Annotated in this window: 14 protein-coding genes; 7 read left to right on the forward strand and 7 right to left on the reverse strand. The window is 37.7% G+C overall.

Annotation, left to right across the window (positions count from 1 at the left end; genetic code table 11):
- Positions 1 to 142: 142 nt before the first annotated feature.
- From purD to ACTJJH_RS00215, 6 genes are all read right to left on the reverse strand, one after another.
- The gene (purD, locus tag ACTJJH_RS00190) at positions 143 to 1,429 is read right to left on the reverse strand and encodes a phosphoribosylamine--glycine ligase (protein WP_002119643.1); all 1,287 of its coding nucleotides are present in this window, start codon (positions 1,427 to 1,429) and stop codon (positions 143 to 145) included.
- Between the two features lie 123 nt (positions 1,430 to 1,552).
- Positions 1,553 to 3,127, reverse strand: coding sequence for a bifunctional phosphoribosylaminoimidazolecarboxamide formyltransferase/IMP cyclohydrolase (purH, locus tag ACTJJH_RS00195; RefSeq protein ID WP_069031178.1), 1,575 nt, complete (start codon positions 3,125 to 3,127; stop codon positions 1,553 to 1,555).
- A gap of 85 nt (positions 3,128 to 3,212) precedes the next feature.
- Positions 3,213 to 3,482, reverse strand: coding sequence for a DNA-binding transcriptional regulator Fis (gene fis / locus ACTJJH_RS00200; RefSeq protein ID WP_001086304.1), 270 nt, complete (start codon positions 3,480 to 3,482; stop codon positions 3,213 to 3,215).
- 376 nt (positions 3,483 to 3,858) lie between these two features.
- The gene (locus tag ACTJJH_RS00205; RefSeq protein WP_005073576.1) at positions 3,859 to 4,704 is read right to left on the reverse strand and encodes a zinc-ribbon and DUF3426 domain-containing protein; all 846 of its coding nucleotides are present in this window, start codon (positions 4,702 to 4,704) and stop codon (positions 3,859 to 3,861) included.
- Between the two features lie 12 nt (positions 4,705 to 4,716).
- Positions 4,717 to 5,622 (reverse strand): 50S ribosomal protein L11 methyltransferase, encoded by a 906-nt coding sequence (prmA, locus tag ACTJJH_RS00210; protein ID WP_017480823.1) that lies wholly within the window; start codon positions 5,620 to 5,622, stop codon positions 4,717 to 4,719.
- Positions 5,623 to 5,776: 154 nt separating this feature from the next.
- Entirely contained in the window at positions 5,777 to 6,007 is a 231-nt protein-coding gene (locus ACTJJH_RS00215) for a hypothetical protein (RefSeq protein ID WP_002119672.1), read from the reverse strand.
- A gap of 232 nt (positions 6,008 to 6,239) precedes the next feature.
- Between ACTJJH_RS00215 and mnmG the strand changes: the two genes are divergently transcribed.
- From mnmG to ACTJJH_RS00245, 6 genes are all read left to right on the forward strand, one after another.
- Complete coding sequence (gene mnmG / locus ACTJJH_RS00220; RefSeq protein WP_440600527.1) at positions 6,240 to 8,120, forward strand: tRNA uridine-5-carboxymethylaminomethyl(34) synthesis enzyme MnmG; 1,881 nt, start codon at positions 6,240 to 6,242, stop codon at positions 8,118 to 8,120.
- A 765-nt stretch (positions 8,121 to 8,885) separates the two neighbouring features.
- Positions 8,886 to 11,075: a TonB-dependent siderophore receptor gene (locus ACTJJH_RS00225; RefSeq protein ID WP_161282377.1), complete on the forward strand. Its 2,190-nt coding sequence runs from the start codon at positions 8,886 to 8,888 to the stop codon at positions 11,073 to 11,075.
- 54 nt (positions 11,076 to 11,129) lie between these two features.
- Positions 11,130 to 11,519, forward strand: coding sequence for a Fur family transcriptional regulator (locus tag ACTJJH_RS00230; protein ID WP_064785205.1), 390 nt, complete (start codon positions 11,130 to 11,132; stop codon positions 11,517 to 11,519).
- Positions 11,520 to 11,549: 30 nt separating this feature from the next.
- A complete protein-coding gene (locus ACTJJH_RS00235; protein ID WP_064785204.1) occupies positions 11,550 to 11,900 on the forward strand; it encodes a hypothetical protein in 351 nt (116 codons plus the stop codon).
- Positions 11,900 to 13,609, forward strand: a complete 1,710-nt coding sequence (locus ACTJJH_RS00240; protein WP_440600528.1) for a PepSY-associated TM helix domain-containing protein — start codon at positions 11,900 to 11,902, stop codon at positions 13,607 to 13,609. The genes ACTJJH_RS00235 and ACTJJH_RS00240 overlap by 1 nt, the downstream gene beginning before the upstream one ends.
- Complete coding sequence (locus ACTJJH_RS00245) at positions 13,606 to 13,947, forward strand: DUF3325 domain-containing protein (RefSeq protein WP_050688037.1); 342 nt, start codon at positions 13,606 to 13,608, stop codon at positions 13,945 to 13,947. The genes ACTJJH_RS00240 and ACTJJH_RS00245 overlap by 4 nt, the downstream gene beginning before the upstream one ends.
- Positions 13,948 to 14,312: 365 nt before the next feature.
- Here the strand turns inward: ACTJJH_RS00245 and ACTJJH_RS00250 are convergent, their stop codons facing one another.
- Complete coding sequence (locus ACTJJH_RS00250; RefSeq protein WP_069031174.1) at positions 14,313 to 15,320, reverse strand: helix-turn-helix transcriptional regulator; 1,008 nt, start codon at positions 15,318 to 15,320, stop codon at positions 14,313 to 14,315.
- A 225-nt stretch (positions 15,321 to 15,545) separates the two neighbouring features.
- Between ACTJJH_RS00250 and ACTJJH_RS00255 the strand changes: the two genes are divergently transcribed.
- Positions 15,546 to 17,096: a circularly permuted type 2 ATP-grasp protein gene (locus ACTJJH_RS00255; protein WP_032005405.1), complete on the forward strand. Its 1,551-nt coding sequence runs from the start codon at positions 15,546 to 15,548 to the stop codon at positions 17,094 to 17,096.
- The last annotated feature ends 12 nt before the right edge of the window (positions 17,097 to 17,108 follow it).

Genomic DNA, 17,108 nt, shown 5'->3' on the forward strand with positions numbered 1-17,108 from the left:
CATATTCAATATAGTGGACATGTTTCGATCTTATTGATTGGAAGTGAATAAAAACCGAAGTTTATATAAAATTTTCTGATAAATAAGAATGAAATATAAAAAGCCCTCTTTAATAGAGGGCTTTTTATCAGTTGAGAGTTTTTTACTCAGCTTTTTCTCGTGCAATTGCGCGATAGCCAATATCACTACGATATTGCATACCTGTAAAGGTCACTTGGCCGCATACTTCAAGTGCATTAATTTGTGCTTCAAGTACGCTGTCGCCTAGCGCAGTTACACAAAGAACTCGACCACCAGAAGTCACGATGTGACCATCTTCACGAGTTGCAGTGCCTGCGTGGAAAATTTTAGTATCTTCAGGTGATTGTCCAATACCTGAAATTACATCACCTTTGCGTACGCTATCAGGATAGCCTTCGGCTGCAAGTACGATACCGATTGACTTACGCTCATCCCATTCAGCTTCTTTTGGTAAATTGCCAGCAATACCAGCTTCTACCAATTCAACAAGAGATGACTTTAAGCGCATCATGATTGGCTGAGTTTCAGGATCACCGAAACGACAGTTGAACTCGATCACACGCGGTTGACCTTGTTCATCAATCATTAAGCCAGCATATAAGAAACCAGTGTAGACATGTCCGTCAGCAGCCATACCTTCAACAGTCGGACGCATGATTTCAGTCATAACACGTTCGAAAATGTCAGAAGTTACCACCGGAGCAGGAGAGTAAGCACCCATACCGCCAGTATTAGGACCTTGGTCACCTTCAAAAATACGCTTGTGATCTTGTGAAGTTGCCATTGGTAAAATGTTTTTACCATCAATCATACAAATGAAAGAAGCTTCTTCACCTGCAAGGAACTGTTCAATTACAACACGTGAACCAGCATCACCGAATTTGTTGCCTGCAAGCATGTCATCAATTGCTGCAAAAGCTTCTTCGTTGGTCATTGCAACGATTACACCTTTACCAGCAGCAAGACCGTCTGCCTTAATTACAATTGGTGCACCATTTTTTTCAACATAAGCTTTAGCTGCATCAACTTCCGTAAATACTTCGTAAAAAGCAGTTGGAATGTTATGACGCTTTAAAAAATGTTTAGCAAATGCCTTTGAGCCTTCAAGCTGCGCAGCATATTGAGTTGGTCCCCAAATTTTTAGACCTGCTTCGCGAGCAGCATCTACCACACCATTCACTAAAGGTGCTTCTGGACCAACAATAATAAGTTCAACATTATTTTCTTTAGCAAAAGCGATAATTGCAGGATTGTCTAAAATATCAAGCTGAACATTAACGCATTTGTCTTCAGTTGCAGTTCCCGCATTTCCCGGTGCAACGAAAACTTGAGTAACTTTGGTATCTTGCGCGATTTTCCATGCCAGAGCATGTTCACGACCACCACTACCTAAAACTAAAATATTCATTTTTAATTTGTTCCTTAACTTTAATCCTTTTCATCCCCCTCTATTCCTCAAGGTGGAGTTTAGCTCCATTATTGTGGAAAACCCTCCTGAATGAAAGGAGGGTTAGGGAGGACTAAATTTAAATTAGTGGCGGAAATGGCGCATACCAGTGAACACCATTGCAATACCAGCTTCGTCTGCTGCAGCGATTACTTCTTCATCACGCATAGAACCACCTGGTTGAATGATGCATTTAATGCCAGCTTTAGCAGCATTATCAATACCGTCACGGAACGGGAAGAATGCATCAGATGCCATTACAGCACCTTCAACAACCAAACCAGCATGTTCAGCTTTAATGGCAGCAATACGAGCTGAGTTAACGCGACTCATTTGACCTGCACCTACACCAATAGTTTGGCGGTTTTTAGCATAAACAATTGCGTTTGATTTTACATATTTTGCAACTTTCCAAGCAAAGATGAGGTCATCAATTTCTTGTTCATTTGGCGCACGCTTAGTAACTACTTTAAGATCATCTTTAGTGATCATGCCCAAGTCTTGATCTTGAACAAGTAAGCCACCATTTACGCGTTTATAGTCAAGTTGCGGTGCACGTGCATCAATAGCAGGTAACTCGCCACATACTAAAACACGTACATTTTTCTTAGCGCCAGTTATTTCAAGTACGCCATCAGCAATACTTGGAGCAATAATCACTTCAACGAATTGACGCTCTACAATTGCTTGAGCAGTTGCAACATCTAATTCACGGTTGAATGCAATAATACCGCCAAAAGCAGATTCTGGATCGGTTGCATAAGCTAAATCATAAGCAGCTTTAATGCCGTCTAAAGAAACCGCAACACCACAAGGGTTAGCATGTTTCACGATGACACAAGCAGGTTTTGCGAATGATTTAACACATTCAAGTGCAGCATCTGTATCTGCAATGTTGTTATAAGACAATTCTTTGCCTTGTAACTGTTTTGCAGTAGAAACTGATGCTTCTTTTGCATTAGCTTCGACATAGAAAGCAGCCGATTGATGCGGGTTTTCACCGTAACGTAAATCTTGTGCTTTGTTCAATTGAGTATTGAATGTACGAGGGAATAAGTCAGCTTCACCTTCGGTCTTACCAACGCGAGCGCCTAAGTAAGAAGCGATCATGCCGTCGTATTGAGCTGTATGTTCAAATGCTTTAACTGCTAAATCAAAACGTGTTTCATAAGAAAGTGAACCAGCAGTTTTTAATTCATTAATTACAGTGTCGTAATCTGAAGCATTAACTACAATACCTACTGAAGCATGGTTTTTAGCAGCTGCACGAACCATTGTAGGACCACCGATGTCGATATTTTCGATTGCATCAGGAAGAGTACAGTCAGGTTTTGCAACGGTTGCAGCAAATGGATAAAGGTTTACAACAACAAGATCAATCGGATCGATGTTGTGTTCTTCCATAACTGCTTCATCTAAACCGCGACGAGCAAGAATACCGCCATGAATTTTTGGATGTAATGTCTTAACACGACCATCCATCATTTCAGGGAAGCCAGTATGTTCAGATACTTCTACAACCGCGATATTATTATCTTTAAGCAACTTATATGTGCCGCCTGTAGATAATAGTTCTACCCCTAGAGCTGCAAGGTTTTGAGCAAATTCGACAATTCCTGTCTTATCAGATACAGAAATCAAAGCACGTTTAATAGTCATGATGTTTAATTCAACAATTTCAAGTCTACGGATTAAAACCAATAAGCATAAAAAAATGCCCACGACGTCGTGAGCATTTTATCATTTATTCACTCATTAAACCGTGAGCTTTTAACTTTTTACGTAAAGTGCCACGGTTGAGTCCAAGAATTTCTGCAGCACGCGTTTGATTACCACGTGTATATTCAAGAACTACAGATAAAAGAGGTTTCTCCATTTCTGCTAGCACCATGTCATATACCTGAGATGGTTGCTCACCTTGCAATTGTGCAAAATAATGGCGAACTGCGCGATCCACGTGGATGCGAAGAGCAACATCAGATTGTGCAGTAAAAATAGGAGATTTGCTATTCATGCGAGTTAATCCGAAAATCAAATACTAGCTTGGGTAAAGTAGTATATAAATGTGGTCTAAAAATACGGAGTCCTGTTTTAGATCCTAAAACAGTGACTCTAAAACATAAGAACAATTAGCTTGCCATATTTCTTCGTATTGAATAAAAAATAAGCGTAACAATAATTAAATATTTGTTACAGCCCCCTCAAAAACAAAAAAAGTTAGGCTATGCGCTTAAAGTAGAAAAGCACACATGCTTAACAGTATTTTTTTTGGATTGAGAGCGAGGAGTATATGAGTCAAAGCTTTCGTGGCGCGTATCATACCATTGTCTAGGAAAAAGTGAGCAAATTAACTGCATTTTTTTTTATTTTTTTTTCACTTTTTTTACATTTTAGGGGTGGACAATTTCTAATCGATAATTTACTAGCCTTTTTTTGCTTTTGTTTAGCTCAAATTGGAATCGGAAAGGGGTATTTGATGGAATGCGTTGAATACCCCGTAAGTTTTCAACTAGATATTGTTGAGGAGTTAATATGATTTCCTCTGTTTTGTCTGGCTCTGTTGCAAAAATCAACTTTAGGTTAGGAAGCTCAATACTTTTATCATTCTGGTTGAGCAATATGCCTGAGAACTGGGTATGGTTCGCATCGATCTTGCGGACTTTTAACTTTTCTATATAGATAAGTTGATAAAGTTCTGCTGATTTGTTGCAGTGTAGTATTTGGCAAACGTAATTAAAAGCATGGCTAACGGTTGGGCTTGCATGCATGAGCTTAGGGTTAAACCAGAGGATTTGAAAAGTAAAGACTAAAATTAAAATAAGGTTGGCAGAGCTCCAGAGCGTATAGTACAACCAACTATGCTTTTTATTATTGTCTTGTTCTTGTGGGGATGCCTGCTCAGCTAAATTAAGGTTTGGTAGAGCATTAATAGGTTCGTTGTGAAAGTAATTTAAGTTGTTGAGATAAGTTAAAAGATCAATATTAGAGTTTTCTACTTTTTGGTCAAAGATATCTAGTACGTGAGAATGCGTCATATATCTTGTCTGCATTGAACCATTGGCTAACGTTGTTGAGTTGACCATAACTGGCTGTTCAATATTGATTAGATGGGTTAAGGCATTAAAGCTTGAATTACATTTAGGGCAACAAACCATACCCTGAGCAACAGTCAATTGAGTAAGAGATACTTTATAAACTGTTAAACACTTAGGGCAGCGGGTTTGTTTTTCATTCATGAGTTAAAAATCTCAATTTATTGTTTTACGTTTTCCTGAAATGCGACACCAGTTTTCTTCGCGCTTTTCGACATCTAATATATCAAAAAAATCAGAATAAACACGTGAAACATCAGCAACTTGCTCTTCAATCACACCAGCAAGTGCGAACTCGCCCTCAGATTTGATTAAATTTGCAAATTCAGGCGCAAGCATCATTAAAGGTCCTGCTAAAATATTTGCAACTAAAACATCGGCTTGTTTAGGTTTGAATTCTTGATCAAACTCTTCAGGAAGACCTACATATAGTCGATCTAATACACCATTAAGCTCTGCATTTTGTTTCGTTGCTAAAACAGCCTGAGGATCAATATCGGTAGCGTATACTTTTTTAGCGCCTAATAATAAAGCTGCTACGCCTAAAATGCCTGAACCACAGCCATAATCAATCACGATTTTATCTTTAACGTCAGTTTTACCCAGCCATTGTAAGCATAGGAAAGTACTTGCGTGGTTACCTGTACCAAATGCGAGACCTGGATCTAACTTAATGTTAGTTGCGTCCGCTTCTGGAGGCTCTAGCCATTCTGGCACGATCCAGAACTTTTCCCCAATCTGAATTGGCTCATAGTAATCCATCCACGCGCGTTCCCACACTTGATCTTCAAGTTCTTCATGACGCATAGGAACATCTGGAAGTTGAGCTTTTAAGAAAGCTTCTAAAGTATCGACATCAATTGGGTCTTGTTCGTCTTGTTGATAGATGCCTGTCACAATAACTTTGTTCCATAAAGGTGTTTCACCCGGTAATGGTTCAAGTAAAGCCTGATCTTCAGCATCATCCAGCGTTACGCTTACCGCACCTAGAGACATTAAAAGTGTTTCTGTGAACTCAACTTGTTCTTGATCAACGGTAATGTGTATTTGTAACCACTTCACGAAAAGGACCTAAAAATTTTATTTAAAGGCGTATTGTAGCGGACTAGACCATTTTAAAAAAGAAAGCGGCCCATCTTTAATGGACCGTCTTTGAAAATACTGATGAGATATAGCGGAAAATAAATGACTTCTTCTATACCTATGTCAAAACAGATTAAGGAGCAGGGGCCTTAAATTGTAACTTGCCATTTTCGTTTGGTTGGCAAGTACCGTTAAAGGTTACACCATTGTGATTGTATGAAACCCATTCACCTTGCTGTTTTTTTGCACAGACTCGAATTTGTTTTTGCATTTCAGCTTTGCTCGTGTCAGCAGCATGGGTAAAAGTTACGCCTGAAAAACAAATTAGAGATGCAGTTAAGATTTTTAACATGGTCGTTTTCATTTTGTATTCCTTCTCGTTGCGTTAATTTTAAAGTCATAGAAGTGCTGTACATTTTTTATTCTAAGATGAATTAATTTTAAAAACATTCACTTTGTATTGAATTCATGAAACAAAATGTCAAATCATGTGGCATAGCGTAAATTATGTGAAGACAATTTTGTAATTATGTACATCAATAAGCAGATAATTTTGCTATAATGTTCCGTCTTTTTTTTCTGGTGTTTTTGTACTCATGCACTATCCTAAAGTTTATGATGTTATCGTTATCGGTGGCGGTCACGCAGGTACGGAAGCGGCCCTTGCTGCTGCGCGTATGGGACGACAGACTTTGCTTTTGACCCATAACATTGAGACTTTGGGCCAAATGAGTTGTAACCCAGCAATTGGTGGTATTGGTAAGTCTCACTTAGTCCGTGAAATTGATGCACTTGGCGGTGCAATGGCTCTGGCTGCCGATAAAGGGGGTATTCAGTTCCGTATTTTAAATTCGCGTAAAGGTGCAGCTGTGCGTGCAACACGTGCTCAAGCTGACCGTGTTCGTTACAAAGCTGCCATTCGTGATACTTTGGAAAATCAAGCAAATCTTGACATTTTCCAGCAAGCAGCTGATGATCTGATTGTTGAAGGCGATACCGTTAAAGGTGTTGTTACCCAAATGGGTATTCGCTTTGATGCTAAAACTGTTGTGTTGACTACAGGTACATTCTTGGGTGGTGTCATCCACGTTGGTTTAGAAAAATCAAGCGGTGGCCGTGCGGGAGATCCTCCTTCTATTGCACTTGCTCAGCGTTTACGTGAATTAAAATTACCAGTGGGACGTTTAAAAACCGGTACTCCGCCACGTATTGATGCACGTTCAGTTGATTTTTCAGTCATGATTCCGCAGCCGGGTGATTTTCCATCTCCAGTGATGTCATTCATGGGTGATGCTTCTATGCACCCTGAACAAGTAAACTGTTATATCACTCATACAAATGAAAAAACCCACGACATTATTCGTGGTGGTTTAGATCGCTCACCAATGTACACTGGTGTTATTGAAGGTGTAGGTCCGCGTTATTGCCCGTCAATCGAAGATAAGATTCACCGTTTCGCTGATAAAGACTCACATCAAGTATTCTTGGAACCAGAAGGTCTAGATACACACGAGCTTTATCCAAATGGTATTTCGACGTCTTTACCATTTGATGTTCAGTTCGAACTTGTACGCTCAATTCGTGGTATGGAAAACGCTCATATCTTACGTCCAGGCTATGCAATTGAATATGATTATTTCAACCCGCAAGCTTTGAAATTTACCCTCGAAACTAAAGCGATTAATGGCTTGTACTTTGCTGGTCAAATTAATGGTACAACAGGTTACGAAGAAGCTGGTGCCCAAGGTTTACTTGCAGGTTTAAATGCTGCGCGTCGTGCATGGGAGCAAGAAGAGTGGACGCCTAAACGTGACCAAGCTTACATGGGCGTGTTAGTTGATGACCTCATCACGTTAGGTACTAAAGAACCATACCGTATGTTTACCTCACGTGCTGAATATCGTTTGATGTTGCGTGAAGATAATGCGGATCAGCGCTTAACTTCTATTGGTCGTGAACTTGGTTTGGTTGATGATGTACGTTGGGCTGCTTATTGCGAGAAAATGGAAGCGGTTGAGCGTGAAACCTCTCGTTTACAACATTTATGGGCAGCACCAAATAACCCTATGGGTAAAAAATTCGTTGAAATGACGGGTGCTGATTTGAGTAAGGAATGTAGTGCGATTGATTTGCTTAAACGTCCTAATATCACCTTCGGTCAAATTGCTGAACTTACTGGTTCTGAAGTTTCAGAACAAGTGGGTGAGCAAATTGAAATTGCTGTGAAATATGAAGGTTACATTAACCGTCAGCATGAAGATGTTGCTCAATTAAAGCGTCTTGAAGAAACCAAAATTCCTGCCGATTTTGACTATGATGTTGTGTCTGGATTATCACGCGAAATTACACAGAAATTAAAAACAGTTCTTCCGGAAACATTAGCGCAAGCAAGCCGTATTCCTGGTGTTACACCAGCAGCTGTTCAGCTTGTAATGATCACGATTCGTAAAAATAATATGACGAAAAAAACGGCTTAATTATTTAAGCGTGTAAAAAAGCCCAGTTAAAACTGGGCTTTTTTGTGAGTCAAAATTTGTAAAAATCAGTGATTTGTATTGTAAAAGTATGTGAATTATTAAGACGAAATTATAATTTAAAGTGAAATTTTTAAGTTTTTATAATTAATGTTAAAAAAATTTTATTATTAAATATTTGAAAATTAATATTATTTTTATTTATTTGGTAATGATTATTATTTTCTTCATTTTTTATCCATTTTTCCATGCTTATGGATGAGTAAAATGTATGCGACAAAATCGATAGACATTTGGAATGATCAAGAATGAATCACCTATGAAGAGTGGCAAAGGTGCGGTTTGAGCTTTCAACATATGTGGAAGGGGTAATCAACAGTGCGAGTATTGTGATCAACATATCAGTAAGCATTATTAAACTTACACAGTAAAATAAGCATATGTTAAACATGCTATTAGTGTGAAGTCTAATATTACTGAAACTGTTATTAACAACAATCCTAAATAATATATCTGATTTTCTTTTTCTTATTTAAGAACAGGAATATTGATAAAAGAAGCGGGCTCATAAATCATTAAGCTTGCTATTTTTGTTTCGATTTTAAAAATATAATTTTTTATATGTTAAACTATTGAATTTTAATAATTAAATAAAATAAATGAGAACGATTATCGATTTTATTTGTATTTATTTTTTTATTTGTTACTATGCGTTAACTCATTATTTGCAGTTGCAACTCATCATTAATCTCTGAGGGGAGGCATAGTATGTCCGCATTCAATATTCCACGTTCTGTTTTAGCTGCTTCAATTTTATTTAGTATGTGCTCCATAGCTGAGTCGGCAGAGGCAACGGACAAGGAAGTAGAAACGGAAACTGTCAAGTTGAATACCATTGTCGTAACTGCTGAAGAACAGGTGAAGCAATCTTTAGGTGTGTCGGTAGTCACCTCTGAAGATTTAGAAAAAACACCTGTTGTAAATGATATCTCTGAGATTTTACGTCGCATGCCAGGTGTTAATCTCACTGGAAACAGTTCTACAGGCCAACGCGGAAACAATCGTCAAATTGATATTCGTGGAATGGGACCAGAAAACACACTCATTTTAATTGATGGTAAACCCGCGACTTCACGTAATTCAGTACGTTACGGTTGGCGTGGAGAGCGTGATACTCGTGGTGATTCTAATTGGGTACCTGCCGATGCGATTGAATCGATAGAAGTTTTACGTGGCCCTGCTGCTGCTCGTTATGGAAATGGGGCAATGGGTGGTGTGGTTAATATTATTACCAAAAAAGTCACCAATGAAACACATGGCTCAGTCGAGGTATATACCAATCAACCAGAAGACAGCAAAGAAGGTAGCAGTAGCCGCGTTAGTGCAACACTTAGTGGCCCAATCATTAAAGATGTTTTGTCCTATCGCGTATATGGAAATTTCAACAAAACTGATTCGGATGATCCCGATATTAATCCTGTAACTGAAAGCGGTACTCGAGCAGGGGCGCGTGAAGGAGTAGAAAACAAAGATATTAATGCACGTTTAGCGTGGCAGATGACGGATCAGCAAACCGTTTTATTAGATGTCGCATCAAGTCGCCAAGGTAATGAATATACAGGTGATACTCAAAATAGTAATGTTGATGCAACAGATCCTGAAGCGAATGCTTTATTAAATTCACTATTAGGTACTGAAACCAACACCATGTACCGTGATAGTTATGCATTAACGCATGAAGGGGATTGGACTTGGGGTAAAAGTAAATTTGTAGCTTCGTATGATCAAACGAAAAACAAGCGTTTGACAGAGGGGCTTGCGGGTGGACCGGAAGGGCGTATTAACAGTACTGATCGTTCAACTTCACTTCTGGAAACATTACGTTTTAATGCTGAAGCAAATATTCCTTTTGAAGTTTGGCGCCCACAAAATCTAACTGTTGGTGCTGAGTGGGTTGAAGACGATTTTACCGATTCGGCTAATACTACACAAACCGATGCATCAGGTATTATTAATTTACCAGCAGACCGTACAAAGATGAATTCGCGGATTGCTTCGGCATATGTTGAAGACAATTTACAGCTGACTGATAGTACCAATGCGGTATTGGCGGTACGTTTTGATGATCATAATAAATCTGGCAGTAACTGGAGCCCTAGCTTAAACCTTACTCAAAAGCTTGGTGAATATTTCACTTTAAAAGGTGGTATTGCAAAGGCATACAAAACTCCAAACTTATATCAAACAGCTGAAGGATATTTATTATTTACCCGAGGAAATGGTTGCCCTATATCTGTAGATAGCGGCAGTTGCTATTTATTAGGTAACCCTGATCTAAAACCTGAAACATCTATTAATAAAGAGTTGGGAATCCAGTTTGAGAAAGATATTGTCAATGCTAGCTTGGCATGGTTCCGTAACGATTATAAAGATAAGATTACCTCAGGTACATCCGTATTAGATTCTGTTGAAGTGGGGGGGTCAACATATCGACTTCTACAATGGACAAATATTCCTAAAGCGCTGGTACAAGGTCTTGAAGGAAGTATTGGTCTAGATTGGGGGAATATTCGTTGGACAAACAACTTTACTTGGATGAAAGACTCAATTAATAAAGAAACTGGGAATCCCTTATCGATTGTACCGAGCTACACTATTAATTCTATTCTTAACTATGACATTACCGATGCTTTGGATGTCAATTTCGTATATACCCAATATGGTCGTCAAAAGCCAATGCAATATGAAGAGACTCGTAATGCTTCGCTGAATCGAGAGACTATTAAAAGTTACAGTATTGCTGGTATTAATTTTGGTTATAAATTTAATCAAAATCTAAGCGGTCGTCTTGGTATTAGCAACTTGTTTGATGAGCAGAAGTTGCGCGATACGTCTATAAATCAAACTTATAATGAACCAGGGCGTGCTTATTATGCATCCTTGAAGTATTCATTCTAAACTTATAAAAGCTAGCTATATGTTCTAGCTAGCTTTTTCATATCAAATTGCAAAATGAATATTGCCTCTAAACTAAGATCAAATGGATTAACTGCTACACGTACACGTGTTGTAATTTTCCATTTGCTTATAGAAAATCCGCAAGGTTTAACTGCAGAAGATATGTATGTGCTGCTTGCTGGAAAAGAAAAGATCAGTATAGGTTCTATTTATCGTATTTTAGCCGATCTAGAAAATCATGGCTTAATCAAGCGAATATTCTACGGTAAAAACAAAAGTATTTATAAATCTGCAGATCAACGAGTAGGTATTAATATTTTTGATTCAAAAACAGGCTTATCTGTTTTATTTCATGATGAAAATATTAATAAGAAACTTGAAAAAATACTTGAAGATTTACCTCCGGATATTATAGGTCTAGAACTGACTTTATATAAGCAATAGTTTTAAATTAAAGTTATCTCGGTGTCTCATATGTTAACGACTGAACCATGCAATTTAATTGCAGAAGAAAGTTCGATTAAAAGAAAAGTAAAACATAAAGTAGTTCCTGCAAAATATAGATGGATGATTTTTTATCGATTTATCTTAGCTGGTATCGGTGGATATATTCTTTCGGCTTTAGCCTGTGTTGTATTGAGTTATTTATTCAAAGCTCATCCTGTAGATGCTGTTTTATCTGCAACAATGTTAGCCTTCATTATTTATGTTTCTGTATTTATATGGGTTTTTATAAATCATAGTACGCAAAGAGCAACTTGGGGAGTTGTGATTCCATCAGTACTCTTATTTATATTTTATTGGGGATTGAAAGGAATAATATAATGCGTATTGATGGAAATACAGAAAGCCCACGTCAGTCAATGTCATGGTTACATACTTGGGCGAGTCTAATTCTAGGTTGGTTGCTATATGCAATTTTTGTGACGGGAACATTAAGCTTTTTTCAAAATGAAATTTCCATTTGGATGAAGCCTGAACTACATCAGTCCATAAATCGTAAAGATCAGTCTCAGCAATTACAATCAGCTATCGTTTATTTACAGCAAAATGCTCCAAATGCTTCTGCATGGAATATCAATTTGCCAAATGCACGGAGTACCACGACTGATATTACGATTCGTGGTGAAAACGAAGATCCAAGAGCACGTCGAGGTGGTGAGCGTGTCATATTGGATTCAGTCACTGGTGAAAAACTTCAGCCACGTGAAACTCGTGGAGGTGGTTTTCTTTACCGTTTTCATTTTGAGCTTTATGGCCTGCCTCGTAGCTGGGCACGTTGGATTGTAGGTATCGCGACAGTACTTATGTTTGTCGCGATTATCAGTGGTGTGATTACACATAAAAAAATTTTTAAGGATTTTTTTACATTTCGTTCAGGCAAAGGGCAGCGTTCTTGGTTGGATGGCCATAATGCAACAGCAGTACTAGCTTTGCCATTTCATATTATGATTACATTTAGTGGCTTACTATTATTGATGTATTCACTAATGCCTTACGGTGTTTCTGCTTTATTTCCAGAGGGAAGGCTGCATTTTTTACAAGCACAGCGCGCGCAGCTGAATGGAGAAACTATCCGATCTGCTGAATTCGCTTCTAGTTCACAAAAACTTGATAGCAGTAAACGCAATGGACATAGTGAAGGGGAAAAGAGAAGTAGTTTGGAGGTTAAAAATGTACCTCTTGCTGATTTAACAGCAATGTTAGCTCAAGCACAAAAATTATGGGGTGAAAATCCAGTTGCATCCTTCAATATCATTTCACCAAACCGTCAAAATAGTGAGGTAGAAATCCGTGCTACATATTCAGAAAGTATTTTAAATCGAGCGATTGTTCCAACACTAATTTTTAATGGTGTTACAGGTGAGTTAATCTCTCAGCCTCAACAGCTTAAAATTAGTTTTCCTATCGGTATTTATAATACTGTTACTGTATTACATGAAGCCCGCGGCGTTGATTTAGGACTACGTTGGTTATTATTCTTTTCAGGAATTTTAGGAACAGTGATGGTTGCATCAGGATTAATTCTCTGGTGTGTCAAACGTGCACCTCAGCAACAAAAGCAGGGCTATAAAAATTTTGGCTATCGTTTGGTTGAGGTTTTAAATATTGCATCAATTTCTGGTTTATTAATTGCGACAGCTGGTTATTTTTATGCAAACCGTTTAATTCCAGTTACCACTGAAAATCGTAGTTTTTTAGAAATTAAAATTTTCTTTATCGTATGGCTGTTAACTCTGCTACATGCAGCTTTACGCCCACATCGAAATGCTTGGTTAGAGCAACTTTTGTTCGGTGCTATTTTATTTTGTGTTATTCCTCTATTAAATGCTTTAACAGGTGGACGAGTAATCTGGAGCAGTATTGCAGAGGCTCAATGGGTGGTAGCAACTTTTGATTTGATGAGTTTGGCTCTTGGAATGATTTTGTTATTTATTTTTTATAAAGTAAAAAATCACAAAGTAGCTGGTATTCACAAAACTAAAAAAAATATAAACCTTGAAAGTGCTGCTATGCGAGGAGAAGGCCAATGATTGATTTTTTCCTTATTTATTTTTTGTGTCTGCTTGGTTTTTTACACATTTGTTTTTCTATGTCTCGTCATCAACAACAAGTGTTTCAAAAAGTTTTGCAAGAAAAATACAATATTTGGTATTTGATCACTGGTTATAGCATTTTAGTAATTGCATTGGCTCTTTCAGTTTATCAGTGGGGAAAGTCTATCGGTATATGTTATTGGATCGGCACACTGAGCTTTGCTGCTTTATTAATTCTTTGGTTATTAAGTTATTATCCTATTCATTTAAAGCTAGTGAATCAGTTTTCAAGAGTGATCATATTGGCTTTATTAGTGTTTAATCTTTTAGCGTAATTTTCTAGCCCAGTTGAGACTGGGCTTTTTTATTTTCTATTCAAAAAATATATGGAAACTTCCTAAGGAAGAAAAGAGATTTCGCTTCCTTTTTTTCTTATTTCACATATTTTAAGTCGCCAGTTATATTGAATTCACGTTCAAACAAGAGGGCTTTAATGATGACAATGAAATCAATTCGCTACAATGGATATGAAATGGCATGCCAATGCTCATGTTCAAAATAGCGCAAAAGAAAGAGTAGATCAGTTTTGGTGGGGGAAAACACATTGGTCTGAAAACAAGTAAAAATATAAGAACAATATAAAATTAAGAAAATTATAATTCAAAATCTAAAGAGAACCTTACGGTTCTCTTTTTTATATCTATTTATTCTCAGTTTCAATTTCTCGCACAGCATTATGTACTTGTACTGGCTCAATATGCAGTAATTTCTTACCAAAACTACGTAGCCACCATACTAGTTGAGATGTAAAAGGTACGGTCGCTGAAACTTCTACAATATTTTCTTCAAGTGGAGTAATGGTTTGGTCTTTACTTAACTGACTTTCATAAAAGGTTTTCGCAGTTTGTTCCGTTATGGTTAAGGTGAGCTGAATTGATTCAGTTGGTTGGTTATAGTCCACTCTAAAGCCTAAAGCCCCCGAGTCAATATAATGATCAATATCAAAATTAACTGGATGCAGTGCTCGACTGTCTAATACTTTTGCTGATTTAAAACGGTGCAGAGCAAATGTTTGTACTTCAGTTTTGTCATGTCGTGTGCAAATTAAATAAATGACTGCACCTTTTTGTACCAAAGCCAAAGGATTTAAAACATAAGTTCTGTCTTCACCCTGATTGACTCGTGCCCGATAAATACATTCTATTTGCTTGTCTTGGAGCAAGCCTTCATAAATTGCTTGTTGAGCATTTCGGTCAACTACAGGTGGAATTAACGGTTGGCTTGCCGGAACAATACGTACACGGTTAATCCACTGTCTCACATTATTTTGTGTAGAGAGACTACGTTTGGCCAAATCGAACCATGGGCCCATCTCATCAAGTAGGCTCGGAGGAAGGAGGTGCTTAAGGTGCTCCTCAACCATCATAAAGGTTACCGCTTGAGAACTTGTCATGTGAGGTAAGCTTTGAATAGGTGCATCTGATTGCCACCGCCAGCCTTGAGGTACGGCTTTATTGCTCTCTATCGGAAAACGCTGAGCAATTTGATTTAAGTCACGCTGAATAGTCCTTAAACTAATATCAATACCTTCACGCTCAAGCATTTCTTGCAATTCTCGAGTCCCGATCCATTTGCCGGTCGGTAGGCGAGACAAGATCTGCCATTGGCGATACAAACTATTCGAAGTTTCTTTTTCTATTACAGACATAAGCGTAATACATCTATATCCAATTGCTTTGGTGTCAACACAATAAAAAATCTTTACAGATTTAGCAAGTTTGTCAGATTCAGTTTATAGCCCATTGGGTAAACGATGATAAGATTTAGAAGAAAGTTATAACAATGATGCCGTACAAGTATTACAGATATATAAGTGGCACTGAAATTGCTTATTTAAAAATGAAATATAGATAAATGATAAGACGAGGTGGTTATGTCAGAACAAGAGCATGAATTACATCTAGATAATGATTTTTTTATACAAGAGCAGACAACAACAGCACTCATTAACCCAACCTCTTTTTTAGAACATATTTCTGTGCAAACTAATCTCTTTGAGCAACTTAAATCACAGTTCTTTAATGAGATGCTTGATGATGTAACATCAAATGGTGCAGCTTCTAAAAAAATTGAACAATGGTTGAGCATCCGTACTTTAGATGAGTTAAAGGAGTTAAATACCCAAGCAAAACAGCATTTTCTTTATCATGGGATTACTTTTAATGTTTATGGCGATAAAGAAGGAACGGAGCGCACTATTCCTTTTGATTTAATTCCAAGAGTAATCGAGAAAAAACAATGGGAAAAAATTGCCTCAGGCTGTGCACAGCGTGTTAAAGCATTAAATTATTTCCTAGATGATATTTATCATGGACAACATATTTTAAAAGAACAAATCATTCCCGAAGAACAAATTATGGGAAATGATGCTTTTCAACCCCATATGCTTAAACATTCTTTAAAAGGAAAAATTTATTCACAAATTAGCGGGATCGATATTATCCGTGATGGTGAAGGGGAGTTTTTTGTATTAGAAGACAATTTGAGAACACCTTCTGGGGTGTCTTATATGATTGAGAGCCGAAATATTAGCCAGAAATTAATGCCTGAGCTATGTACAGCTAATAATTTACAGGGGATTGAGCATTATCCAAAACTTTTAAAAGAAATATTGCAAGAAAATTCTTCTGCAGATCAACCTTTTATTGTGGTGCTAACACCAGGGCGTTTTAATAGTGCTTATTATGAGCACGCTTTTCTAGCACGTGAAATGGATGTGCCATTGGTTACAAATCGGGATTTATTTGTAGAAAATGATCAAGTATTTGTCAAAACTATTCGTGGGCGTCAAAAAGTAGACGTAATTTACCGCCGTTTAGATGATGACTTTCTAGATCCTTTAGCATTTCGACCAGACAGTGCTTTAGGCGTAGCAGGTCTTATGTCTGCTTATTTACAAAAAAATGTCGTGATTGCAAATGCACCTGGAACGGGTGTGGCTGATGATAAATCTATCTATCCTTATGTAGATCAAATGATTCAATATTATTTAGATGAAACACCAATTCTAAAAAATGTACCCACTTATCAGTGCCGTAAAGAAGAACACTTAGACTATGTACTCTCTAATCTTGATCAATTAGTCGTTAAGGAAGCACAAGGTTCGGGCGGATATGGCATGTTGATTGGACCTAAAGCAAGCTCATGCGAAATTGATGACTTTAGAAAAAAATTGATTGCGATGCCTCATATGTATATTGCACAACCTACCTTAGCTTTATCTGTCGCTCCAACTTTAACAACAGGCGGAGTAGCGGAACGTCATATTGATTTGCGTCCATTTGTGTTGAGCTCACCTTATCGTACAGAGATTGTACCTGGTGGTTTAACACGCGTAGCTATGCAAGCTGGCTCTTTGGTCGTAAATTCATCTCAAGGTGGCGGTATAAAAGATACATGGGTTGTTGAAACATTACATTCCTGATTGTGGGTTAAA

Origin of the sequence: Acinetobacter sp. 22301 (assembly GCF_052045285.1) — a bacterium.
Lineage (GTDB): Bacteria > Pseudomonadota > Gammaproteobacteria > Pseudomonadales > Moraxellaceae > Acinetobacter > Acinetobacter pittii.

Excerpts from the sequence above, each read along its gene's own strand:
- ACTJJH_RS00225 (WP_161282377.1), top strand. The coding sequence starts at position 8,886 with ATGTCCGCATTCAATATTCCACGTTCTGTTTTAGCTGCTTCAATTTTA.
- ACTJJH_RS00240 (WP_440600528.1), top strand. The coding sequence starts at position 11,900 with ATGCGTATTGATGGAAATACAGAAAGCCCACGTCAGTCAATGTCATGG.
- purH (WP_069031178.1), bottom strand. The coding sequence starts at position 3,127 with ATGACTATTAAACGTGCTTTGATTTCTGTATCTGATAAGACAGGAATT.
- ACTJJH_RS00230 (WP_064785205.1), top strand. The coding sequence starts at position 11,130 with ATGAATATTGCCTCTAAACTAAGATCAAATGGATTAACTGCTACACGT.
- mnmG (WP_440600527.1), top strand. The coding sequence starts at position 6,240 with ATGCACTATCCTAAAGTTTATGATGTTATCGTTATCGGTGGCGGTCAC.
- fis (WP_001086304.1), bottom strand. The coding sequence starts at position 3,482 with ATGAATAGCAAATCTCCTATTTTTACTGCACAATCTGATGTTGCTCTT.
- purD (WP_002119643.1), bottom strand. The coding sequence starts at position 1,429 with ATGAATATTTTAGTTTTAGGTAGTGGTGGTCGTGAACATGCTCTGGCA.
- ACTJJH_RS00250 (WP_069031174.1), bottom strand. The coding sequence starts at position 15,320 with ATGTCTGTAATAGAAAAAGAAACTTCGAATAGTTTGTATCGCCAATGG.
- ACTJJH_RS00205 (WP_005073576.1), bottom strand. The coding sequence starts at position 4,704 with ATGAATGAAAAACAAACCCGCTGCCCTAAGTGTTTAACAGTTTATAAA.
- ACTJJH_RS00245 (WP_050688037.1), top strand. The coding sequence starts at position 13,606 with ATGATTGATTTTTTCCTTATTTATTTTTTGTGTCTGCTTGGTTTTTTA.
- ACTJJH_RS00215 (WP_002119672.1), bottom strand. The coding sequence starts at position 6,007 with ATGAAAACGACCATGTTAAAAATCTTAACTGCATCTCTAATTTGTTTT.
- ACTJJH_RS00235 (WP_064785204.1), top strand. The coding sequence starts at position 11,550 with ATGTTAACGACTGAACCATGCAATTTAATTGCAGAAGAAAGTTCGATT.
- ACTJJH_RS00255 (WP_032005405.1), top strand. The coding sequence starts at position 15,546 with ATGTCAGAACAAGAGCATGAATTACATCTAGATAATGATTTTTTTATA.